The following is a 22,158-nucleotide window of genomic DNA, read 5'->3' on the forward strand; positions in this document are numbered from 1 at the left end:
CGGGCGCGTTCAGGCCAGCGGGCCGAGGCGCCCGATCAGCCCATGCCACAAGCCGCGTAGCGACATCTTCACGTGCGTTCGGCCATCGGGGACGAAGCACGCGTAGATCACGAGGCGCACAGGCAGCTTGATCAGCTCCGTGGATTTCCACGTGCATGGCACATAGCCGCGCTTGAGCAGCGTGACAGCGTTCCGGAACAGGTAGTAGTGCCGCACGGGACTGTGCATCGGATAATTTCGCCCGAATGCACGGACCGGCTCTTCGCCGAGTTCGTGCGTCATGCTGATCCAGGGCACGCCCAGCACGCGAAAACCCCGCGATTTCGCACGAATGCACCACTCGGTATCGACGAAATCGATGAAAAGCGCATCGTCCATCGGGCCGATCTCGCGCCAGCACGCGAGATTCACGCAGGAACCGGAGCTGATCAGAAAGTCCACATCGAGCGGCACGTCGCCCGCCGGCATCACGCGCTGGAGCTTGAAGTATCCGAAACGCACGAACGGCGCAAGCCCGCGCAGACGTGCATCTTCATACGCCGGCCCGACGAGCGCCACCCGCTCGCGACGCGCGATGCACGCGCGCATCACGTTCGCCAGCCCGCCGATGAGATCGCGCGTCGATTCGCTGTCCTGGTCGAACAGCATGGCGAGCTCGAAGCCGTCCGCGATCAGCCGCTCGATGCCCTGATTGAGCGCCGTGGCGATGCCGACATTCGCATAGTTCGGCAGATACACGATGGAAGGGTCGAGCGACGCCCTGATGCGTTCGCTTTCCTCACGCGCGGGCGTGTTGTCGACGACGACGCATCGGCACCAGCGCGCAAGCCGGTTCGCCCTGTCGATGCAACTCGAATCGGGGTTGTAGAAGACGACAACGGCGCCGAGCCGATCGAGGCTCGCTTCGTCTGCCCGATGCGGCATGTTCAGCGCGATGCCAGGCACAGCGCGAGCGCTTCGCGCCAGTCCGGCGCGACCAGGCCGAACACGCGGGCCAGCTTCGCGCCGTCAAGCCGCGAGTTCAACGGGCGGCGTGCGGGCGTCGGATACTCCGACGACGGAATCGGAATCACACGCGGCGCACGCTCGAGCTGCGCATCGGCAAAGATCGCCTCCGCGAAACCGGCCCACGAGGTCGAACCGCCCGACGTGAGATGGTAGATGCCGCTCTTTTCGCGTGCCCAATCCGCCAGACCCGCTTCGTTCGCGACACCTTGCGCGATGACCGATGCGGTCAGCGTGGCGATCGTCGCCGACCAGGTCGGTGCGCCAACTTGATCGGCAACGACGCGAAGTTCGTCGCGCTCGCGCGCGAGCTTGAGCATCGTCAGAAGAAAGTTGCGGCCGCGCAGACCATAAACCCAGCTCGTCCGGAACACCAGATGCGATGCGCCCGAAGCGGCGATCGCCTGCTCGCCCTCGAGCTTGGTCGCACCGTAGGCGTTTTGCGGGTCGGTCGCGTCGTCTTCGCGAAAGGCATGCGTTCCCGCGCCGTCGAACACGTAATCGGTCGAATAATGCACGAGCAAGGCATCGAGGCGCTTCGCTTCTTCGGCGAGGACCGCGGGCGCATGCACGTTGATCGCGCGCGCGGCGGCGCCATCGCTTTCGGCCTGATCGACCGCCGTGTACGCGGCGGGATTCACGATCACGTCCGGCTTGAGCGACTGAAGGCACGCGCGGATACTGGCCGGATCGGCGAGATCGAGCGCGGTACGATCCAGCGCGACGATGCGGCCGAGTCCTTGCAGCGAACGCCGCAATTCGAAGCCCACCTGCCCATTCACACCCGTGACGAGAATCGTGCGTTGCGCACGCCCGGTCATGACTTTCTCTGCATTCAAGCGAACACCTCGGCTTCCGACAAGCGCTTGCCCGCCGCATCCTTTGCCGCGAGCATCGGCTCGAAATCGATCGGCCATTCGATGCCGATTTCTGGATCGTTCCACACGATGCTGCGCTCGTGTTCCTGGTACCAGTAATCGGTAGTCTTGTAGAGAAACTGCGCGGACTCGGACAACACGACGAAACCATGCGCGAAACCCGGCGGCACCCACAATTGCCGATGATTCTCCTCCGACAGATTCACGCCCACCCACTTGCCGAAGTTCGGCGAGCTCCTGCGGATATCCACGGCGACATCGAACACTTCACCCTCCACCACGCGCACGAGTTTGCCCTGCGCGTGCTGGATCTGATAATGCAGCCCGCGCAACACGCCCTTCGCCGAACGGGAATGATTGTCCTGCACGAACTCGACGCCGCTTTCCACGTGCTCCGCGAACTCGCGCGCGTTGAAGCTCTCGTAGAAGAAACCGCGCGCATCGCCGAACACCTTCGGCTCGATGATCTTGATTTCGGGCAGTGCCGTAGCGGTTACTTGGATAGCCATGCCACCTGGTCCTTCGGAAGATTGAGCAAATATTGACCGTAAGCGTTCTTCGAGAGCGGCTTCGCCAGCTCGAGCAACTGCTCCTCACCGATCCACTTCCTGCGATACGCGATTTCCTCGGGACACGCCACCACCAACCCTTGCCGCTTCTGCAATGTCGCGATGAACGTCGCAGCTTCGATAAGCGAATCGTGCGTGCCCGTGTCGAGCCACGCATAGCCGCGCCCCATGATCTCGACGTCCAGCTTCTTCAGCCCGAGATAGCGCGAGTTCACATCGGTGATTTCGAGTTCGCCGCGCGCCGATGGCTTGATGTCCGCCGCGATGTCGCACACCTGATTGTCGTAGAAATACAGCCCCGTCACCGCGTAATTGGAGCGCGGCTTCGCGGGCTTCTCTTCGATCGACAGCGCGCGAAACTCGCGATCGAACTCGACCACGCCATAGCGCTCGGGATCGTGCACATGATAGGCGAACACCGTCGCGCCATCGGTGCGTGCGCTGGCCGCTTCAAGCTGTTTCGCGAGATCGTGACCGTAGAAGATGTTGTCGCCGAGAATCAGCGCCGACGGGTCATTGCCAACGAACTCGCGCCCGATGATGAACGCCTGCGCGAGCCCGTCCGGCGACGGCTGTACCGCGTACTGAATATTCATGCCCCACTGGCTGCCGTCACCGAGCATCGACTCGAAGCGCGGCGTGTCCTGCGGCGTCGAGATCACGAGCACGTCACGAATGCCCGCGATCATCAGCGTCGACAGCGGGTAGTAGATCATCGGTTTGTCGTAGACCGGCAGCAGTTGTTTCGACACCGCGTGCGTGATCGGATACAGCCGCGTGCCGGAACCGCCGGCCAGAATGATGCCTTTGCGCGCCATGGTCAGCCCCTCACGCGCGCTGCGCGTAGTTCGTCTCGACCCATTTCCGGTATTCGCCGGAAGCCACTTCGTCCGCCCACGCCTGATTGTCCAGATACCATTGAACCGTCTTCGCGAGACCGGTCTCGAACGTTTCCGCCGGTTTCCAGCCAAGCTCGCGTTCGAGCTTGCGCGCATCGATCGCATAGCGCCGATCATGGCCCGGGCGATCCTTCACATAGGTGATCTGATCGCGATACGATCCGCTCGACTTCGGCTTCGCCTTGTCCAGCAAGTCGCACAGCGTGTGCACGACCTCGAGGTTCTTCTTCTCGTTCCAGCCGCCGACGTTGTAGGTCTCGCCCGGCATGCCGCGCGCGAGCACCTCGCGGATCGCAGAGCAGTGGTCGCCCACGTACAGCCAGTCGCGCACGTTCTGGCCATCGCCGTAAACCGGCAGTGGCTTGCCCGCGAGCGCGTTCGCGATCATCAGCGGAATCAGCTTCTCGGGGAACTGGTACGGGCCGTAGTTGTTCGAGCAGTTGGTCGTCACGACCGGCAGGCCGTAAGTATGGTGATACGCGCGCACCAGATGGTCGGAGCCGGCCTTCGTCGCCGAATAAGGACTGTTCGGCGCGTAAGGCGTGGTTTCTGAGAATTGCGGGTCCGTGGCAGAGAGCGAACCGAACACTTCGTCCGTCGACACATGCAGGAAGCGGAACGCCTGCTTCTCGTCCTCGGGCAGCTTGCACCAGTACATCCGCGCGGCTTCGAGCAGCGTGAACGTGCCGACTACGTTCGTCTGCACGAAATCGGCCGGGCCGTGGATCGAACGGTCGACATGGCTTTCCGCTGCGAAATGCAGGATGGCGCGCGGCTTGTGCTTCGCGAGCAGCGCATCGATGGCGGCCCGATCGCAGATGTCGGCGCGCTCGAATACGTGGCGGGCGTCGTTCTTGAGCGACTTGAGCGTACCCAGATTTCCTGCGTACGTCAGTTTGTCGACGTTCAGAACGGGCTCATCCGAGCCATTGAGCCAGTCCAGTACAAAATTGGCGCCGATGAAACCGGCGCCGCCCGTCACGAGAATCATGGAGTCTCTTCCTTCGTTGCCGCCGGCTCATTCATCAGAATAAGCGCAAGCCCGAATATGTGGAACAAATTGCGTGAAAAACCAAACTGCAGCATGTATCACTGCATCTGCGCCCGACACGTTGCATAACGGCCGGCACAGGACAACTGTGAATTATAAAGCCGGCCGATCCAAAAACTACCTACCTAACAACTTGATACAGCGAGCATTTCGCGGTTGCGCCCCGTTGCAAGTGTAACGGCGGCAGCACTCGACATTTCTTATGACCAGACAGTATTCACCGTCTGTTTCATAATGCCCGATTACTCTCATTCCGAGCCGGTTTCGCGGCTTGTCATTTTGTATGACCGACGCTTTGACCTCCAGCATCGACGCCTCCATCGCTCCGCTCGTCTTCGGCGATCTCCAGGGCTGCTGCGATCCGTTCCAGCGTCTGCTGAAGAAGGCCGCACCCTCGCCCGGCACGCCGCTCTGGTTTGCGGGTGACCTCATCAACCGGGGCCCGAAATCATTGGAGACGCTGCGCGCGATCATCGCGCTCGGCTCGCGCGCGACCGTCGTGCTCGGCAATCACGACCTGAACCTGCTTTCTGTCGCCGCTGGCCTGCGCAAGCCGAAAAAGGGCGACACGCTCGATGAAATCCTCGCAGCGCCCGACGCCGCCGATCTCATCGAATGGGTCCGCCACAAACCGGTCGCGCATTTCGAGAGCGGCATCCTGATGGTTCACGCGGGCGTGCTGCCGCAATGGGACGCGACGATGACGATGGAACTCGCGCACGAGCTCGAACAGGCATTGCGCGCCCCGAACTGGAAGGAGACGCTCGCAACGCTCTACGGCAACGAGCCGCACCGCTGGGAAGATACGCTCACGGGCGCGGATCGCCTGCGCGTGATCTACAACGCGCTGACGCGCATCCGCTTCTGCACGCCTGAAGGCGCGATGGAGTTCGCCAACAATGGCGGCCCCGATGCCGCGCCGCCCGGTTACATGCCGTGGTTCGACGCGCCGGAACGCCGCACGCGGGACGTGACGATCGTGTTCGGCCACTGGGCCGCGCTCGGCCTCATGATCCGCGATGACGTGCTGTGTCTCGATTCAGGCTGCGTGTGGGGCAACAAGCTGTCGGCGGTGCGTATGACCGCCGATCCCGCGCAGCGCATTCTCACGCAGGTGAGCTGCTCGATGAAGAAGTAGCAACCGCTTCGGCGACGTGCGCGCCGCTGGCGACCGCTGGCGCAACGCGCATGCGCTGAAGCGCCGCGTCGACAGAAGCCTCCGCCTCGCTCGCGAGCAATCGCCGGTCGGCGCCCGGCGCCAGCGGATTGCACACGTACAGATGCGCGGTGAGCGACCCCGCGCTCAGCAGCGCATTCAGCGAGTCGTTGAGCGACATATCGCCGATATACGCGGGCGCGGTCGACTGCCGTCCCTGTGCATCTTCGTACATCAGGCAGATCGGCTGCACCGGACACGACGCCGACACCGCCGCCTGAAACATGTTCGCGTGAAACGGCAGGAGCGACTGACCATCGGTGGTCGTGCCTTCGGGGAATACGCACATCATCTCGCCCGCGAGCAACCGGTTCGCAAGCTCATGCATGATGCGCTTCGCGTCGCTGCGCTTCTCGCGCTGCACGAACACCGTGCCCAGTTGATGCGCGAGCCAGCCGACGACCGGCCACTTGCGGATCTCGGCCTTCGACACGAACGGCGTCGGACGCCATGCGTTGATCACGTAGATATCGATCCACGAGATGTGGTTGCCGACGACGAGCACGCCCGCATCGAGCCGCGCTTCGTCGTTGTGGACGACGAGCTTCATGCCCGCGAGCCGCAGCATCTCGAGCGACCACACGCGGTTCAGCTCGGCGCGCTCGCTCGCGGACACGCGCGGAAAGCGCCTTGCGACGATCCACATGCCGTACAGCAAGTGGATGGTGAGCCGCAGCTTGCGCAGCACGAAGCGCATGTTCAGCGACTCTCGTAAGCGACGTGTCCGCCAACGACCGTCGCACGCACGCGCGCCGGCAGTTCGTAGCCGAGAAACGGCGTGTTGCGGCCCTGGCTCTTCAGCTTTTGCGGATCGACGCGCCATTCGCCTGCCGCATCGAACACGCACAGATCGGCGAGCGCGCCCGTCGCGATGCGGCCCGCGGGCAGCTTGAGCACATCGGCGGGGGCGCACGTGATACGCGCGAGCGCCTTCGCGAGCGGCACGTTCGCCTCGCGCGCCCACTTCACCGTGAGCGACAGCAGCAGTTCCAGGCCGGTCGCGCCCGGCGTCGCTTCGGCGAAGGGCAGCAGTTTTTCGTCGTCGTCGAGCGGCGTGTGATCGGAGCAGATCGCGTCGATGGTGCCGTCCGCCAGCCCCGCGCGGATCGCGTCGCGGTCGCGCTGCGAGCGCAGCGGCGGATCGAGGCGGAATTGCGAATCGAAATAGCCGATATCGATATCCGTCAGATGCACATGATTGATCGTCACGTCGCACGACACGGCGAGACCTTCGGCCTTCGCCGCGCGCACCAGTTCGACGCCCACCGCCGACGACAGATGCGACAGATGCACGCGCGCGCCCGTCACGCGCATCAGTTCGAAGATGGTATGCAGCGCGATGGTTTCCGCCGCCACCGGCACGCCCGACAGCCCGAGCCGCGACGCCACCGCGCCGCTCGCCGCCACGCCGCCCTTCGACATGAACGCGTCCTGCGGCCGCAGCCAGACGGTGTAGCCGTAGGTGGTCGCGTATTGCAGCGCGCGCTGCAAGGTGCGCGTATCGACGATGGGGTTATCCGCCTGCGAAAAGCCGATGCAGCCCGCCTCGGTCAGCTCGACCATCTCGGTGATGGCCTCCCCCTTGAGTCCCATGGTCAGCGCGCCGAGCGGATACACATGCGCCAGATGCAGCTTCTGCGCGCGGAACTTGAGCATCTCAACGAGGCCCGGCTCGTCGAGCGTCGGATCGGTGTCGGGCGGGCACACGAGGCTCGTCACGCCGCCCGCCATCGCGGCGGCCATTTCGGATTCGAGCGTCGCCTTGTGCTCGAAGCCCGGCTCGCGCAGCCGCGCGGACAAATCGACGAAACCCGGCGCGATATGCAGCCCGGACGCGTCGATGACCTTCGCCGCGTTGAAATCCGCGGGCGCCGCGCCGATGCCGACGATCCGCCCTGCCGCGATGAATACGTCCTTGCGTTCTTCCGTGCCCGCGATCGGGTCGATGATCGTGCCGTTTTGAATCTGGATCTTCATGTCGTCTTCTTCAGTCGCTGTTGCCGGCCACGATGCCCATCACCGCCATACGCACGGCGATGCCGAAGGTCACCTGATTCAGGATCACCGACTGCGGACCGTCGGCCACCTGCGAATCGATTTCCACGCCACGGTTCATCGGGCCCGGATGCATCACGATCGCATCGGGCGCGGCGAGCGCGAGACGCTCGGGCGTCAGGCCCCAGCTCTTGAAATACTCCTGCGCGGAAGGCAGCAGCGCGCCGCTCATGCGCTCGTTCTGCAAGCGCAGCATGATGATCACGTCGACGCCCTTCAGGCCTTCGTCGAGATTGTGATAGACGTGCACGCCCATCTGGTCGAGGTTGCCCGGCAACAGCGTGCGCGGCCCGATCGCGCGCACTTCCGGCACGCCGAGCGTGGTCAGCGCGTGAATGTCCGAGCGCGCGACGCGCGAATGCAGGATGTCGCCGACGATCGCCACGCGCAGCTTCGTGAAGTCGCGCTTGTAATGGCGGATCGTGTACATGTCGAGCAGGCCTTGCGTCGGATGCGCGTGCCGGCCATCGCCCGCATTGATCACGTGCACGTGCGGCGCGCAGTGCTCGGCGATCAGATACGGCGCGCCGCTCGATGCGTGACGCACGACGAACATGTCGGCGTGCATTGCGGAGAGGTTGTTGATCGTGTCGAGCAGCGATTCGCCCTTGCTCGTCGACGACGCGTTGATGTTCAGGTTCAGCACGTCCGCCGACAGGCGCTTGGCCGCGATCTCGAAGGTGGTGCGCGTGCGCGTCGAGTTTTCGAAGAAGAGGTTGAACACCGACTTGCCGCGCAACAGCGGCACCTTCTTCACTTCGCGGTCGGTCACGCTCACGAACTGTTCGGCGGTATCGAGAATATGCGTGACGATGGCGCGCGGCAGCCCTTCGATGGTCAGCAAGTGCTTCAGCTCGCCGTTCTTCGTGAGTTGCGGATTGCCTTTGAGAAAGCCGTACCGGAATTTATCCGATGCGGGCGCGCTCGGATCGGCAGCGCTCTGAGGGGCGGTGTTCATGATGTTCCCGGATGTTTCTTTGGAAAGAAGCGCAAAGCAGCCGCAATGTGCGCGTCAGTGCGCGCGCGGCTCGGTCGTGAAGGCGAGGGTGTGGTCGTCGCGGCGCGCGAGCACGAGATCCTCGTTCGCGGGCATTTCGACCGCGCCGCCGGTGAAGCGCGCTGCGATCGGCATTTCGCGCCCGCCGCGATCCGCGAGCACCGCGAGATCGATCGACGCCGGGCGGCCGTAGTCGTACAGCTCGTTGATCGCCGCGCGCACGGTGCGGCCCGTCGAGAGCACGTCGTCGATCAGGATGATGCGGCGGCCGTTCACGTCGAAGGGCAGTTCGGTCGGGCGCGCCTGGCTGTGCAGGCCCTTCTTCGCGTAGTCGTCGCGATGCAGCGCCACGTTCACCACGCCGAAGTGCGGCGCGTTCAGATCCTTCGCGAGCCGCTCGGCGAGCCACACGCCGCCGCTGTAGATGCCCGCCAGCACGGCGCCATCCGGCGCGGCAAGCGATGGTCCGTACGCGGCGCGAATCTGGTCGACGAGCGCGCGATACAGCGCCTCGGCGTCAATGGAACTCATGATCGTCGGCAAGTCCGTCGAGATATTGTTGAAGGATGACGCGGGCGGCTTCGGCGTCGATTTCGTCGAAGCGGCCGCGCGCGTTCGCACGCACGCCGCGGGAGCGCAAATCGGCTTTGGCGTCGACGGACGAGTAGCGCTCGTCCACCCATTGCACGGGCACGTTGAAACGGCCGTTCAGCTGATTGCCGAAGCGCTTCGCGAGCGCGCTCATTTCATGGGGCGTGCCGTCGGGATGCATCGGCATGCCGACCACCACGGTGTCGGGTTTCCACTCATCGAGCAGTTTGCCCACTTCGACGAAGCGATATTCGCGATTGCGGTTTTCCAGCGTGGCGAGCGCACGTGCGTTCTTCGTGAGCGTATTGCCGACGGCGACACCAATGCGTTTCTCGCCGTAATCGAATGCCAGCAGCGTGGCTTCGCGGCTCATGCGTGCCCTGCTTCGCCGGACAACATCGAGCGCGACACGCCGAGCAGCGACAGCGCCGCTTCGAGGCGGTCTTCGGCGGGCACGTCGAAGATGATGCGCGGATCGGCTTCCACCGTGAGCCAGCCGTTCTTCGCGAGTTCGTCTTCGAGCTGGCCCGCGCCCCAGCCGGCGTGACCCAGCGTGAGCAGAAAGCGCTCGGGGCCCTTGCCGCTCGCGACTGCCTCGAGCACGTCCTTCGAGGTGGTCATCGCGAGGCCGCCGGGCACGCTCATCGACGAGCTGTACGGCTCGCCCTCGCCCGCTTCGTGCAGCACGAAGCCGCGCTCGGTCTGCACCGGACCGCCGAAGTACACGGGCAAATGGACGAGCGGCTCGATCTCGAGCTTGAGATCGATGCGATTGAATAGCGACTGGAGATCGATGTCGGTCGGCCGATTGATGACGAGGCCGAGCGCGCCCTTCTCGGTGTGATCGCAAAGATAGACCACCGTTCCTGAAAACGTCGGATCCACCATGCTCGGCATGGCGATCAGGAACTGATTCGTCAAATTGATGCGATCGGAAGTCTTGGACATAATTCAGAATTTTAACAAAGGCGCTGCGAGATGGCCGACTTTGATGTGGGTCTGGTGTGGTTTCGGCGGGACCTTCGCGCGGCAGACAATGCTGCACTCTATCACGCGCTTACGCGGTGCCGTCGGGTGCTGTGCGCCTTCGTTTTCGATCGCGAGATTCTCTCGCCGCTCGATAAAAATGACCGCCGCGTGCCGTTCATCCATGCGAGCGTCGTCGAGCTGGATCGCACGCTGCGCGACGCGTGCGGCGCGCTGATCGTGCGGCACGGTCATCCGGTTCACGATATTCCGGCGCTCGCGCGGGAATGCGGCGCGAACGCCGTGTTCGCCAATCGGGATTACGAGCCGGCGGCCAAAGCGCGCGACGAAGCCGTCGCGGGCAAGCTCGTGAGCTTGGACATCGCGTTTTTCACGTTCAGGGATCAGGCTGTCTTCGATCATGACGATGTGATGACAGGCGCGGACAAGCCTTATACCGTCTTCACGCCGTACAAGCGCAAATGGCTCCAGACGCTCACGCCGGACGCGCTGAAGCCGTACGCATCCGAAGATCACCTGGACGCGCTCGCGAAACCGCCTGCGGGCGTGAAGCACGCGATGCCGTCGCTCGCCGCGCTCGGTTTTGCCGATGCCCACGGCCCCGCGTTTGCGGCGGGCGCGAGCGGCGCGTACGAACTCTTCGACGATTTCCGCGACCGCATGACCGATTACGGCCGCACGCGCGATTTCCCCGCGCTGAAGGGCCCGAGCTATCTCGGCGTGCATCTGCGGCACGGCACGATGTCGATCCGCGCGCTCGCCCGCACCGCGCACGACACGCAGCGCCACGGCGACAAGGGCGCGGAGACCTGGCTCGGCGAGCTGATCTGGCGGGAGTTCTATTTCTCCGTGCTGCACCATTTTCCGCACGTCGGCATGGCCGGAGATCATCGCGCCTTCAAGCCGGAGTACGACCGCATCCGCTGGGAGACCGGCCACGCGGCCGACGCGAACTTCGCCGCGTGGTGCGCGGGGCAAACGGGCTATCCGCTCGTCGATGCGGCGATGCGGCAGATCAACGCGTCCGGCTACATGCACAACCGGCTGCGCATGGTCGTGGCGAGTTTTCTGACGAAGGATCTCGGCATCGACTGGCGGCGCGGCGAGGCCTATTTCGAAGCGCTCCTGAACGACTTCGAGCTGTCGAACAACAACGGCGGCTGGCAATGGGCCGCGTCGAGCGGTTGCGACGCGCAGCCGTACTTCCGTATCTTCAATCCGGTCACGCAGTCGCGAAAATTCGATTCGGCCGGGAAGTTCATCCGGCATTACGTGCCGGAGATCGCGGGTTTGTCCGATCGCGATATTCACGCGCCGTGGCTCGCGAAACCGGACGCGCTCAAGGCCGCGAAAATCGCGCTTGGCGCGGAATATCCGCAACCGGTCGTCGATCATGACGCCGCCAGAAAGCGCACCCTCGCGCGGTATGACGTCGTGCGCAAGCCCGGCGCGAAGCACGCCGCGCCGCCCGAGGACGATTAACGCGTGACCGGCGCCGGCTTTTCGATCATCGCGGTGAGCGCGACAATCGATCCGCGTCCTTCGGAAGGCGCAATGCCGGCCGCCGCCTGATGCAGCATCGAGCGCAGCATTTGCGCGGAGCGTTCGGGCACGGTGGCGTCGATGCCGCGCGTCGCGCCCTCCGCGCCGTCGGCGTGCGGTTCGCCGTGATGCGCGACGCGCCGCCACGCGAGACCGAGCGTGTCCGCGAGCAGCGCGACGTGCCCGAGCCCCAGCGCGCACGCTGCCGCCCCGAGCCGGTGCGACGCATTCGCGGCGGACAGCGCCGCCGCTTCGTCGACCATGCCGGTTTCGTTCGCCTGCGTGCCACGCTCGACCAGCGCGTCGATCGACGTTTCCGCGCTCTGCAGAAAGTCTTCGTAGGCAGCCGCGTTCACGCGCAGTACGCCGAGGTCGCGCGTTGCGGCGTCGCGCGAGGCTTCTTCGCCCGCCTGCGCCGCGCCCTCTTCCCACGCCGCTTCCGATGCCTGCGTTGCCGCGACATGCCACGCCACGGTCAGGCCGTAGTCGCGCAGCACGTCGACGTGCTCGGCATCTTCGGAGGTCGCGCCGTACAGCGCGAAATCGCGCCACAAAAGCGCAAGTGTTGCGCGCACCAGCGAGCGCGGCGCGTACGTCAGCGCATGCGCCTGATCGGCCAGCACGAGGTTGAAGCGCGCGTAGAGGCGTTTCGCATCGGCGATGTGGTCGAGTTCGCCGCCGTTGCGCTGCGCGCGTTCACGCAGCGCCCGCACCGTCGAAGACGCGAGCCGCCAGAAGTCGTAGGGATCGGCGCCGCGAAGTTCGTCGAGACAGGTGTCGAGGCGTGCGAAGGCATCGGCGGATTCCTCGGCCGGGCCGCGCAGGAGCTTGAGCAGCGTTTCCTCGTAATGCGCCCGCACGCGCGCGAGCCGCTCGGGCGCGATGCCGCGCAGCGTCGCCGGCGCAATGGCGCGGCCCGCGAGCGCGAGGTCGTCGTAGGAAACCGGCGCGACGCGCGTGTGCGCCGCCAGCAGCGCATGCAAGCCGCGATAGTGTTCGAAAAGCGCCGTCGAGCACGAGAGTTCGCGCAAGTTGCGGCGCTCGACCGCCGCGCGAAAGGCCGCGAGCGCATCGGCGACGCGCGCATGACTTGCCTCCGACTCCTCGCCGAGCGGCGCGACCAGCGCGAGCGCCTCGGCGAAGCGCTGCGCGGGCAGCCATCCCGCCGAATGCAGCGCGGCGATGGCGCGTTTCAACGCGGCTCCGGTCTCACCCTGGCGCTGGAACGCGTGCAGCGCGTCGGTCAACGCCATTTCAGCAAGTCGCACCGATCCGCCGCGCGGATTGGGCAGAGCTTCGAACGGAACGGGCAGATCGGGACGAGAAGTCATAACAGGCGCTCACAAACCGGTTCGCGGGCGCGGCGATCGAAAGCCACCGTCGCACGCGGTTGAAATGCATCATCGACAGGCGGGTGACGGAGATCGCCGCGCGCCTTTCAAGCGTATGCCTTAACGGGCCGGTGCGGAAATCGAACGTACGCACCAAGGCATTTCGCACCTCGTTCGCCAACACCACGCGACGCCGGAGCCGCCGCAACAAACTCGCCTTACGCTGCAAAATCTGACCAATCGGGCACGCCGCACGGCAACTGCCCATGCGCGTTCCCGCCTCGCCGCAGCCGAACGCAGTCCGCAAAAAACGCGCGCCGCATGACGCGAGTCATGCGGCGCGGCAGAACGACAAGATCAGATCTGAACCATCTCGAAATCTTCCTTGCGGGCTCCGCATTCGGGACAGGTCCAGTTGATGGGGACGTCCTCCCAGCGCGTGCCCGGCGCGATGCCTTCTTCTGGCAATCCCGCCTCCTCGTCGTAGATCCAGCCGCAGATCAGGCACATCCAGCTTCTGTATTCCATACTTATGCCGCGTCGATTGGTCGGTTGAAATTAGGACATGATGGTACCGTGTTGCCGTGTCGATGCCTAGCAAGCTGCCCACCCGGGTGGTGTGCATCGTGACATCGGTCGAGACGGCCGTCCCGGCGAGCCCGCAACCCCAAGGCTAGCGCGCCGGAAAAAAGTGCGCAAAGAGAACTGGCGGGCGACATTAGGCCGCATAATCAGACATGACTGAGCGGGTCTTCGCTCGCGCGCCCGAAAGCGCGGACGAGTTCGCTCCGAGCCGATCGTTCACTCAAGCATCCAATATCATAATGTCCGCTTTTGCCATGACCGGCGACTCCCCACCGATCGTACTCACCTTCGGCCTTTCCGATCCCACGGGCGGATCGGGCGTGCAAGCCGACCTTCTGACGCTCGCGAGCATGGGCTGCCACGGCGTGACCGTGCTCACCGGCTACGCGGTGCGCGACTCCGCCACCTGCGACGAAGTCACCGGGCTCGATCCGGACGTCGTCGCCACCCAGGCGCGCATGTTGCTGGAGGACATGCCGGTCGCCGCCTTCAAGATCGGCGCGGCGACGCGCGCGGAGCTCGTGTCCGCCATCGCCGAAGTCGTCTCCGACTACGACGACGTGCCGCTGATCCTCGCGCCCGATTTCACGCTCGACGACGAACACGTGCTGTCCGCCGACGAGCTTCGCGAATCGCTTGCCGATCTGCTCGTGCCGCAGACCACCATGCTGATTGCCGATCACGCCACGCTATTGCAGCTCGCGCAGCCCGACAGCGACGCCGAATCGCCGACGCTGGATTCCGCCATTTCCCACATCCTGGCGCAAGGCTGCGAGTACGTGCTGGCGATGGAAACCGGCACGCATCGTCACGTCAATACGCTCTACAGCGAGGAAGGACAAGTCCGGCAGGATACGTGGGAGCGCAGCGTGCAACGCATCATGGGCCTGACCGATACGCTCGGTTCGGCTATCGCCGCGCTGCTCGCGAATGGTCAGGAACCCGCCGAAGCCGCGCGCGAAGCGCAGGAGTACGTGTTCCAGGCCGCCCGCGCCGCGTTCCGGCCGGGCATGGGCGCCTATTTGCCGGACCGTTTTTTCTGGGCGCGTTCGAACGACACGGAGGAAGACGGCGAGGCCTCCGCGCTGCCCGACGATCCGCCGGGTCTGCCCGGAGAAGCCCGACACTAAAGCCGACGACGGAGGCGACGCGAGCGCATGCCATACCGACTGCCCCATCTGCACAAGCCCGGCCCGCAAGGCGCGATCCGCATCGGCTGCGCGGGCTGGGGTCTATCCAGCGCCGTCTCCGCGAGCTTTCCCCACGAAGGCACCCATCTCGAACGCTACTCACACGTGCTGACGTGCGTCGAGATCAACTCCAGCTTCTACAAACCACATCGCGAACAGACTTATGCGCATTGGGCGGAAAGCGTGCCCGACTCGTTCCGCTTTTCGGTGAAGCTGCCGAAGGCGATCACGCACGACGCGCGCCTCGTCGATACCGAGGCGCTGCTCGACGAATTCCTTCAGACAGCCGGACAACTCGGCGACAAGCTAGGCTGCTGGCTCGTGCAACTGCCGCCGAGCCTGACCTTCGATCACGACATCGCGGAAGCCTTCTTCAAGGCGCTGCGCGAGCGCACGAAAGTGCCGGTGGCATGCGAGGCGCGCGAGCCCGGCTGGTTCACGGCGCACGCGGCGGCGCTGTTGAAGGCGCATCACATCGCCTATGTGGACGCCGACCCGATTCCCGACGAATGCGAAATCAGGCATCGCGCGGACACGTCGCTCGTCTATGTGCGGCTGCACGGCGCGACCGAACTCTACAAGTCTTCCTACGATTACACCTATCTCGACGATCTCGCCCGCACCTTGCACACGCGCGCGAAGAAGACGGCCGAAGTCTGGTGCATTTTCGACAACACAGCCGATGGCAATGCGCAGCCCAACGCGCTGCATCTGATGGAGCGGCTGCGGATTCATCACAAAGTCTGACGTTCTCGCTGGAGATCATCCGATGCATATGCCGGCAGGATTCGCTCGTCCGCTCGCGGCAACGCTCGCCGCGTTGCTGCTCTCATTCGCGTTGCCCGCTCACGCGCAGAATGCCGCGCCGCCGCCCGGCGCCACACCCGCCGGCGACGGTACCTTCCTGCTGACGATCTTCCTCAAGCATGACGAGTCGAAGACATTGCCGCAGATCAATCAGCAACTGAAGGAGCAAGGGTACTTCAAGCAGTTCCCGCCGCCGGGCGTCGAAGTGGTGTCGTGGTACGTGATGATGGGCATCGGTCAGGTGGTGACGCTGCGCGTGCCCGCGGACCGCCTGCGCGAAGTGAACCGCGCGATCGAGAGCACCGCGTGGGGCGGGTACCGCACGGAGTTCTATCCGACCTATGACTACAAGGCCGCCGCGCAGAAGTTGCGCGAAGAAATGAACAAATAGCCTTTGTATGGACGAAAAAAATCCCGCATTGCTGCGGGATTTTTTCGCACGGCGCGAGCTTCTTTCGAAGCCCGCGCAATGTAATCGGGCCGAAGCCGAATTACATGTCCATGCCCATGCCGCCCATGCCGCCGGGCATGCCGCCAGCCATCGGAGCATCTTCCTTCGGCAGTTCGGCAACGGCTGCGTCGGTCGTCAGCAGCAGGCCTGCCACCGATGCCGCGTTTTGCAGCGCGGTGCGCGTGACCTTCGTCGGGTCGACGACGCCAGCTTCAACCAGGTCGCCGTACTCGCCGGTCGCCGCGTTGTAGCCGTAGTTGCCTTGACCAGCCGCAACAGCCGCCACCACGACAGAGGCTTCTTCGCCGCCGTTCGTGACGATCTGGCGCAGCGGCTCTTCCATCGCACGCAGGACGATGCGGATGCCCGCGTCCTGGTCCGAGTTCGCGCCCTTCACGCCTTCGACAGCCTTGCGAGCGCGGATCAGCGCAACGCCGCCGCCAGCCACGATGCCTTCTTCAACGGCAGCACGGGTTGCGTGCAGCGCGTCTTCGACACGTGCCTTCTTTTCCTTCATTTCGACTTCGGTCGCAGCGCCGACCTTGATCACCGCAACGCCGCCAGCCAGCTTGGCCACGCGCTCTTGCAGCTTTTCACGGTCGTAGTCCGACGTCGCTTCTTCGATCTGCTTGCGCACTTGCTTCACGCGCGCTTCGATGTTCACGGCTTCGCCGGCGCCATCGATGATCGTCGTGTTTTCCTTGCCCACTTCGATGCGCTTCGCCTGGCCCAGCTCAGCCAGCGTCGCCTTTTCGAGCGTCAGGCCGGTTTCTTCCGCAACCACTTGACCGCCGGTCAGGATCGCGATGTCTTCCAGCATGGCCTTGCGACGGTCGCCGAAGCCCGGAGCCTTGACAGCAACCGTCTTCAGGATGCCGCGGATGTTGTTGACGACCAGCGTTGCGAGCGCTTCGCCTTCGACGTCTTCAGCGATGATCAGCAGCGGACGGCCAGCCTTCGCGACTTGTTCCAGCACCGGGAGAAGGTCACGGATGTTGGAAACCTTCTTGTCGTGCAGCAGCACGAACGGGTTTTCCAGCACGGCGACTTGCTTGTCCGGGTTGTTGATGAAGTACGGCGACAGGTAACCGCGGTCGAACTGCATGCCTTCCACGACGTCCAGCTCGTCTTCCAGCGACTTGCCGTCTTCGACGGTGATCACGCCTTCCTTGCCGACCTTGTCCATCGCTTCAGCGATGCGATCGCCGATCGACGTGTCGCTGTTCGCCGAGATCGAGCCGACTTGCGCGATTTCCTTGTTGGTCGTGCAGGGCTTGCTGATCTTGCGCAGTTCTTCGATTGCTGCGGCCACGGCCTTGTCGATGCCGCGCTTCAGGTCCATCGGGTTCATGCCCGACGCGACGTACTTCATGCCTTCGCGAACGATCGATTGCGCCAGAACGGTAGCGGTCGTGGTGCCGTCACCTGCGTTGTCGCTGGTCTTGGAAGCCACTTCCTTGACCATTTGCGCGCCCATGTTCTGGAGCTTGTCCTTCAGTTCGATTTCCTTCGCGACCGAGACACCGTCCTTGGTGACCGTCGGGCCGCCGAACGAACGCTCGAGCACGACGTTGCGGCCCTTCGGACCCAGCGTGACCTTGACCGCGTTGGCCAGGATGTTCACGCCTTCGACCATCTTGGCGCGTGCGGTATCGCCAAAAGTGACTTCTTTAGCTGCCATATCCAAACTCCTTGATTCGATTCGGTTTGCTGGCTTCGCCCAAGCGCGCCCGAACGGGGCTGCGGCTCGATGGCGAAGCCGAACGTGCAGGAAGGATGCTTACTTGACCAGAACGGCCATGATGTCTTCTTCGCGCATGACGAGCAGTTCCTGCCCGTCGACCTTGACGGTCTGGCCAGCGTACTTGCCGAACAGAACGCGGTCGCCCACCTTCACGTCGAGGGCGTTCTGCACGCCCTTGTCATCGCGCTTGCCCGGGCCGATGGCCAGGACTTCGCCTTGATCCGGCTTTTCTGCCGCGGCTTCCGGGATCACGATGCCCGATGCGGTCTTGGTTTCCTGGTCCAGACGCTTGACGATGACGCGATCGTGCAAAGGACGAAGGTTCATACACACTCCTCTCTTGATTGAGACTGAAAACGCGGGAAAACCCATCCGTTGAGAACGATCTCGCCGGACGGCAATCTTGTTAGCACTCTCGTGCAGTGAGTGCTAATTATATGGACCGAGTTTGACAATTTCAAGGAGGGGGATGAGCGGGGAATCCCGTAGGACGGCGCGCGGACATGCTGGCGCATCCCTAAGACCAATGAATACAGTGCTTTCGATTGAAGCGATTAATGTCGAATCGCAAAAAGTGATTTGGTCAGATCAGGGTTTTTACCGATACGTCGCCGGCCTACACTGCCTCTCAACGACGAAGCAGTGGAAAGACACTTCACCACCGGCAACGTTCCCCAAATCAGCATTCGGAGGCTCATCATGTTCAAGTCCATCGTTCCCGCCATCGCCATCGCTGCCGTTCTGGCGGTTCCCGGTTTCGCGCAGGCGCGCGAAGACGGCCCGGTCACCCGCGCGCAAGTGCGCGCCGAGCTGGTTCAACTCGAGCGCGCGGGCTACAACCCCGTCAGCAGCGAAGTCGACTATCCCGCCGACATCCAGGCCGCAGAAGCGCGCGTCGCGGCTCAGGGCGTCGCCGCCAGTTCATTCGGTGGCGCGGGCGAAGGTGCGTCGGCATCGGGCAAGGCCAGCAATGCCGTCAACGCGATCGACTTCAATCGCCCGTAAGCGATTCGTCGACCGAGAGCGAAGCCCGGCCAGGCGCCGGGCTTTGCGCTTTTCGAAACGATGAATTGACCCGCCCGACGCCTTTCATCACGCTGTAAACCACGGATTCGACGATGTTTTCAGACTGCGCTTTTTCATCGGTCAGTCCGGCGGCACTACAATTTGTGTCTGCCGTTGACACAAATTTCGGATCCACCGCCTCATGCCCATGCCGTCGCCGCGCCTCGTTTTCGCCTCTCTCGGACTGATCGCCCTCGCCGCCTGCGGAGGGCGCAACGCGGTCGCGCCGAGCTATCAGCAGGAATTGTTCAGCACCGGCGCAAGCCCGTTCGCGCACAACTTCGACGCCACCGTGAACGAAACCTGCGAAGCCGCGCGCCGCGCGCTGCTGTCGCAAGGATTTCTCACGACGATGGGCCAGCCCGACACCGTCGATGCCACCAAGAACTTCCAGCCGAGCGCCGAAACGCACGTCGCGGTGTCCTTTCATGTGGTCTGCACGCCCGGCGAGAACGCGACGAACCAGAGCATCGCGTATGTGAACGCCGTGCAGGACGGCTACGCGCTCAAGAAAAGCGATACATCGGCGAGCGTTGGTTTGAGCGTGCTCGGCTCGCTCTCGCTGCCGATCCGCTCGAACAGCGACGCAATGGTCAAGATTTCCAGCGAAACCGTGCCGGCGGGCAAGTTCTACGACCGTTTTTTCAATCTGATGGGCCATTACCTGAACACGGTGCCGCGCAGCGCGCCCGTCGCCGCCGATGAAGTGAAGAGCAAGCCGCTCGCGCCGTCGCTCATCGTCAACTCGCCGGAACTCACGCCGACGCCGATCGTCGTGCAGACGCCCGCCGCCGCGACCGCGATTCAGGCGTCGGATGCGGTCGCGGCGGGCGCGTCGGCGGCGGAGGCGGCAGCGGCCGCAGCGCCATCGGCGCCACGCACCACCGCCACGCAATGACTCACACCGTCGGTCAGTTCGGCACGTTGACGGCGCCGCCCGTCACCGTGATCGCATTCGCACCCGGATCGGTTGCGATCGGCGGCAGGTTCGATACCGAAAGCGCCGGCGCCGAGCCCGCCGTGCCGCCCCGCGCGACCGTGCGTACCACCTGCGAAGGCGGCAGCGGCGCGTTGCTCTTCAGGTGATTCCACATCAGGTTCAGCGCCTGAATGTTGTAGTAGTGGACCGGGATGAAGCGCGTGTCGAAGCCGGCCACGCTGAGGAACGCGTCGAAATGCTGACCGTTCGTGATCTCATAGAGCGAAAGCTGGCTCTTGCTTCCTTCCGCGACGCGATTCGCGCCGAGATACGGGCGCGACGCGTGATTGATCGGCACGAGCGCATCCGCGCGGCCCTGCACGATGATCGCGGGCTTGCCGCGCAGGTTCGCGTTCACGCGGATCGCGTTCACGCTGCCCATCATCGTCGCATTGCCGTCGGTCCATAGCGAGCGCAGGCACGCCGCGCCCGCGTAGCTCGCGTCGGGCGTCGCGAAGCGATGATCCGCCGCGCCCGTATTCCCCGCGTTGTAGACGAGGTTGATGCCGTTGGTCGGCGGCACGCCGTTGCCGTTGCCAAAGAGCGTCGGCATCGGCGAGATGATCGGCGTGACGCCCGCTGCCCCCGTCGCCGCGTTGGTCGTGCCGAAGCTGAAATTGCACAGGTTGTCGAGCACGCTCGCCTTCATGTAGGCGTCGGCATAAGTGACGGCCACCGCCGGCACCGCTTGCGAATCCCACATCGGCGCCTGGAGCGTGTCCGAGTCGGTCTGGTAGCCCGCCTGATGCAACTTGTTCAGCGCGTCGGTCGCCTGCGTGACGGTGCTACCGCTCGCGATGAACCCGTTGACAGCGAGCGTCGCGCAGCGCGCCGTGCGGATCGCGTTGGTGGTCGCCACGGGCAGCGCCGTCAGATAAGGCGCACCGGCCGCGGCGGGCGCGAGCGCCGCGCACGGTTGCAGCAGATTGGCGAGCGTCATGTAATCCGCGAGCGGCCGCCCGAACGAGCCGACCGGCACGCCGCCCTGCCGCACCGAAACCTGCGACGGCAAGTTCAGGTTGATCTGCGGCTCGCCGACGACCACCGCCGTGATCCAGCCATCGGTATCCTGCTCGGCCGCCGCCAGCGACGCGCCGCCGCCGTTGCTCACCGATGCCGCGATCGTCGTGATGCTGCCTGTGTTGTAGCGCACCTGATGCGTCGAACCGCTGACCGGGCCGAACATGTCGTTGAGCGCCCAGTACGCGAACTGGATCGCCTGCAAGGTGTTCTTGCCCCAGTCCTTTTCCGGGTTTTGCTGCGAATGCGCGTGCTTGTACGCGTAACGATTCGGGAATGCCGAATTGAACGACGACAGCGCCGATGCGTCGACGTTCGCCTTGAATATCGCCTTGGTCCCGGCGATATTCGCGTTGGCAAGCGTGCCGTCGATCATCGTGACGAGATTGGTCGCGAGTTCGTGGCCGCCGTTGCCGCTGCCCTTGTCGGTGTAGGCAACCGCACAGCCGCGCTTCAGGCCCCACTCGCCCGCGGCCGAGATCGCGCCGTAGACGCCACGCGATCCCGACGACGTCGCGGTGACAATGCACGGCTGATCCGGGTTGAAGCTCGCCGGAATCTGCACGAGCAGGCTGACGTTCTGCGTGCCGCTGCCATCGTCGGCGTAAGCGATGTATTCCTTGCCCGCGATCTTGCCCTCGCCGAGCGTGTCGTTGCCGTTCAGATCGACGTTCGGGCCCCAGAACCGGCCGTAGCCGCCGTTCGCCGTCATATCGACGAGCGCACGATAGTTCGAGTAGATGGCGAGGCGCCGCAATTCCGCCGCCGTCGGCGCTGCCGGATTGGCGATGCCCGGTGCGCTCGCCGACGCGAGGCCCGTCTTGCCGAGACCGGCGGTCAGCAGGTCGTCGGAGGTGCCGTCGTAGGTCTGGGTGTTGACCGAGCCGGAGACGAAGCTCGGCAAAGTGTTCGTCGGCTGCCCGCTGCTGTTGTCGTCATCGCCGCCGTGGCATGCGGCGAGCGTCGCTGCCGCGAGCACCGCGAACGCGCCGAGCGCGGCCGCGCGCGGCACGTTCTGCAAAGCCTGCGATCTCTGGAAACGCGCGATTCTTTTCATTGTCAGTCTCCGCCATCCGTTTCGATTGAGTGGAGCAACCCGCGACGTGCGTCCACAGCACAAGTATCGCGCTGTATAAGGTCAGCGAAAAGTCGCGGCGAATGCGCCAAACGACAACGGGCTCCGGCGGGAATGCCGG

General features: G+C 64.3%; 23 protein-coding genes. 7 read left to right on the plus strand and 16 right to left on the minus strand.

Features of this window, described 5'->3' with window-relative positions; all coding sequences use genetic code 11:
* Positions 1 to 9: 9 nt before the first annotated feature.
* Genes BTHE68_RS10090 through rfbB form a run of 5 tightly spaced genes read right to left on the minus strand, consistent with a single transcriptional unit; the run spans position 10 to position 4,342 of the window.
* The gene (locus BTHE68_RS10090; RefSeq protein WP_162066208.1) at positions 10 to 924 is read right to left on the minus strand and encodes a glycosyltransferase family 2 protein; all 915 of its coding nucleotides are present in this window, start codon (positions 922 to 924) and stop codon (positions 10 to 12) included.
* Between the two features lie 2 nt (positions 925 to 926).
* On the minus strand, positions 927 to 1,826 hold the full coding sequence (gene rfbD / locus BTHE68_RS10095) for a dTDP-4-dehydrorhamnose reductase (RefSeq protein WP_162066209.1): 900 nt from the start codon (positions 1,824 to 1,826) through the stop codon (positions 927 to 929).
* Between the two features lie 14 nt (positions 1,827 to 1,840).
* Positions 1,841 to 2,392 carry a dTDP-4-dehydrorhamnose 3,5-epimerase gene (gene rfbC / locus BTHE68_RS10100; protein ID WP_162066210.1) on the minus strand — a complete coding sequence of 184 codons (552 nt, stop codon included), beginning with the start codon at positions 2,390 to 2,392 and terminating at the stop codon, positions 1,841 to 1,843.
* Entirely contained in the window at positions 2,377 to 3,270 is an 894-nt protein-coding gene (rfbA, locus tag BTHE68_RS10105; RefSeq protein WP_162066211.1) for a glucose-1-phosphate thymidylyltransferase RfbA, read from the minus strand. The genes rfbC and rfbA overlap by 16 nt, the downstream gene beginning before the upstream one ends.
* Positions 3,271 to 3,280: 10 nt before the next feature.
* A complete protein-coding gene (rfbB, locus tag BTHE68_RS10110) occupies positions 3,281 to 4,342 on the minus strand; it encodes a dTDP-glucose 4,6-dehydratase (protein ID WP_162066212.1) in 1,062 nt (353 codons plus the stop codon).
* 343 nt (positions 4,343 to 4,685) lie between these two features.
* Here rfbB and BTHE68_RS10115 point away from each other — a divergent pair, with 343 nt between their 5' ends.
* Positions 4,686 to 5,540 (plus strand): symmetrical bis(5'-nucleosyl)-tetraphosphatase, encoded by an 855-nt coding sequence (locus BTHE68_RS10115; RefSeq protein WP_162066213.1) that lies wholly within the window; start codon positions 4,686 to 4,688, stop codon positions 5,538 to 5,540.
* On the opposite strand, the gene BTHE68_RS10120 is transcribed toward BTHE68_RS10115, so the two are convergent.
* From BTHE68_RS10120 to BTHE68_RS10145, 6 genes are read right to left on the minus strand one after another with little or no spacing between them, the layout of a single operon-like run.
* Positions 5,509 to 6,315 (minus strand): lysophospholipid acyltransferase family protein, encoded by an 807-nt coding sequence (locus BTHE68_RS10120; protein ID WP_162066214.1) that lies wholly within the window; start codon positions 6,313 to 6,315, stop codon positions 5,509 to 5,511. The two genes, BTHE68_RS10115 and BTHE68_RS10120, sit on opposite strands and share 32 nt — an antisense overlap.
* A gap of 2 nt (positions 6,316 to 6,317) precedes the next feature.
* Complete coding sequence (locus BTHE68_RS10125; protein ID WP_162066215.1) at positions 6,318 to 7,595, minus strand: dihydroorotase; 1,278 nt, start codon at positions 7,593 to 7,595, stop codon at positions 6,318 to 6,320.
* Positions 7,596 to 7,605: 10 nt separating this feature from the next.
* Positions 7,606 to 8,631 carry an aspartate carbamoyltransferase catalytic subunit gene (locus tag BTHE68_RS10130; protein ID WP_162066216.1) on the minus strand — a complete coding sequence of 342 codons (1,026 nt, stop codon included), beginning with the start codon at positions 8,629 to 8,631 and terminating at the stop codon, positions 7,606 to 7,608.
* A gap of 54 nt (positions 8,632 to 8,685) precedes the next feature.
* Positions 8,686 to 9,201 carry a bifunctional pyr operon transcriptional regulator/uracil phosphoribosyltransferase PyrR gene (pyrR, locus tag BTHE68_RS10135; RefSeq protein WP_061176671.1) on the minus strand — a complete coding sequence of 172 codons (516 nt, stop codon included), beginning with the start codon at positions 9,199 to 9,201 and terminating at the stop codon, positions 8,686 to 8,688.
* On the minus strand, positions 9,188 to 9,634 hold the full coding sequence (gene ruvX / locus BTHE68_RS10140) for a Holliday junction resolvase RuvX (RefSeq protein WP_162066217.1): 447 nt from the start codon (positions 9,632 to 9,634) through the stop codon (positions 9,188 to 9,190). The genes pyrR and ruvX overlap by 14 nt, the downstream gene beginning before the upstream one ends.
* Positions 9,631 to 10,209 carry a YqgE/AlgH family protein gene (locus BTHE68_RS10145; RefSeq protein WP_061176673.1) on the minus strand — a complete coding sequence of 193 codons (579 nt, stop codon included), beginning with the start codon at positions 10,207 to 10,209 and terminating at the stop codon, positions 9,631 to 9,633. The genes ruvX and BTHE68_RS10145 overlap by 4 nt, the downstream gene beginning before the upstream one ends.
* A 30-nt stretch (positions 10,210 to 10,239) precedes the next feature.
* Here BTHE68_RS10145 and BTHE68_RS10150 point away from each other — a divergent pair, with 30 nt between their 5' ends.
* Positions 10,240 to 11,730, plus strand: coding sequence for a cryptochrome/photolyase family protein (locus tag BTHE68_RS10150; RefSeq protein WP_162066218.1), 1,491 nt, complete (start codon positions 10,240 to 10,242; stop codon positions 11,728 to 11,730).
* Here BTHE68_RS10150 and BTHE68_RS10155 read toward each other — a convergent pair.
* Together BTHE68_RS10155 and BTHE68_RS10160 are read right to left on the minus strand one after the other, a co-directional pair.
* Positions 11,727 to 13,121, minus strand: a complete 1,395-nt coding sequence (locus BTHE68_RS10155) for a hypothetical protein (RefSeq protein WP_162066219.1) — start codon at positions 13,119 to 13,121, stop codon at positions 11,727 to 11,729. The genes BTHE68_RS10150 and BTHE68_RS10155 overlap by 4 nt on opposite strands.
* A 357-nt stretch (positions 13,122 to 13,478) precedes the next feature.
* Positions 13,479 to 13,649: a rubredoxin gene (locus BTHE68_RS10160; RefSeq protein WP_025527884.1), complete on the minus strand. Its 171-nt coding sequence runs from the start codon at positions 13,647 to 13,649 to the stop codon at positions 13,479 to 13,481.
* A 311-nt stretch (positions 13,650 to 13,960) separates the two neighbouring features.
* On the opposite strand from BTHE68_RS10160, the gene thiD reads away from it, so the two are divergent.
* The 3 genes from thiD to BTHE68_RS10175 are packed head-to-tail and all read left to right on the plus strand — an operon-like array spanning position 13,961 to position 16,094.
* A complete protein-coding gene (gene thiD / locus BTHE68_RS10165; RefSeq protein WP_162066857.1) occupies positions 13,961 to 14,836 on the plus strand; it encodes a bifunctional hydroxymethylpyrimidine kinase/phosphomethylpyrimidine kinase in 876 nt (291 codons plus the stop codon).
* A gap of 27 nt (positions 14,837 to 14,863) precedes the next feature.
* Positions 14,864 to 15,643, plus strand: coding sequence for a DUF72 domain-containing protein (locus BTHE68_RS10170; protein WP_162066220.1), 780 nt, complete (start codon positions 14,864 to 14,866; stop codon positions 15,641 to 15,643).
* Between the two features lie 28 nt (positions 15,644 to 15,671).
* A complete protein-coding gene (locus BTHE68_RS10175) occupies positions 15,672 to 16,094 on the plus strand; it encodes a hypothetical protein (RefSeq protein WP_502710583.1) in 423 nt (140 codons plus the stop codon).
* Between the two features lie 100 nt (positions 16,095 to 16,194).
* On the opposite strand, the gene groL is transcribed toward BTHE68_RS10175, so the two are convergent.
* Together groL and BTHE68_RS10185 are read right to left on the minus strand one after the other, a co-directional pair.
* Entirely contained in the window at positions 16,195 to 17,835 is a 1,641-nt protein-coding gene (groL, locus tag BTHE68_RS10180) for a chaperonin GroEL (RefSeq protein ID WP_162066222.1), read from the minus strand.
* Positions 17,836 to 17,934: 99 nt separating this feature from the next.
* Positions 17,935 to 18,225, minus strand: a complete 291-nt coding sequence (locus tag BTHE68_RS10185; protein ID WP_035500852.1) for a co-chaperone GroES — start codon at positions 18,223 to 18,225, stop codon at positions 17,935 to 17,937.
* A gap of 372 nt (positions 18,226 to 18,597) precedes the next feature.
* Here BTHE68_RS10185 and BTHE68_RS10190 point away from each other — a divergent pair, with 372 nt between their 5' ends.
* Together BTHE68_RS10190 and BTHE68_RS10195 are read left to right on the plus strand one after the other, a co-directional pair.
* Positions 18,598 to 18,903, plus strand: a complete 306-nt coding sequence (locus tag BTHE68_RS10190; RefSeq protein WP_162066223.1) for a DUF4148 domain-containing protein — start codon at positions 18,598 to 18,600, stop codon at positions 18,901 to 18,903.
* 202 nt (positions 18,904 to 19,105) lie between these two features.
* Positions 19,106 to 19,861 (plus strand): DUF2242 domain-containing protein, encoded by a 756-nt coding sequence (locus tag BTHE68_RS10195; protein ID WP_061176681.1) that lies wholly within the window; start codon positions 19,106 to 19,108, stop codon positions 19,859 to 19,861.
* Between the two features lie 13 nt (positions 19,862 to 19,874).
* On the opposite strand, the gene BTHE68_RS10200 is transcribed toward BTHE68_RS10195, so the two are convergent.
* On the minus strand, positions 19,875 to 22,019 hold the full coding sequence (locus tag BTHE68_RS10200) for a D-(-)-3-hydroxybutyrate oligomer hydrolase (protein WP_286202775.1): 2,145 nt from the start codon (positions 22,017 to 22,019) through the stop codon (positions 19,875 to 19,877).
* Positions 22,020 to 22,158: the final 139 nt, after the last annotated feature.

Source organism: Burkholderia sp. THE68, assembly GCF_009938265.1.
GTDB lineage: Bacteria > Pseudomonadota > Gammaproteobacteria > Burkholderiales > Burkholderiaceae > Caballeronia.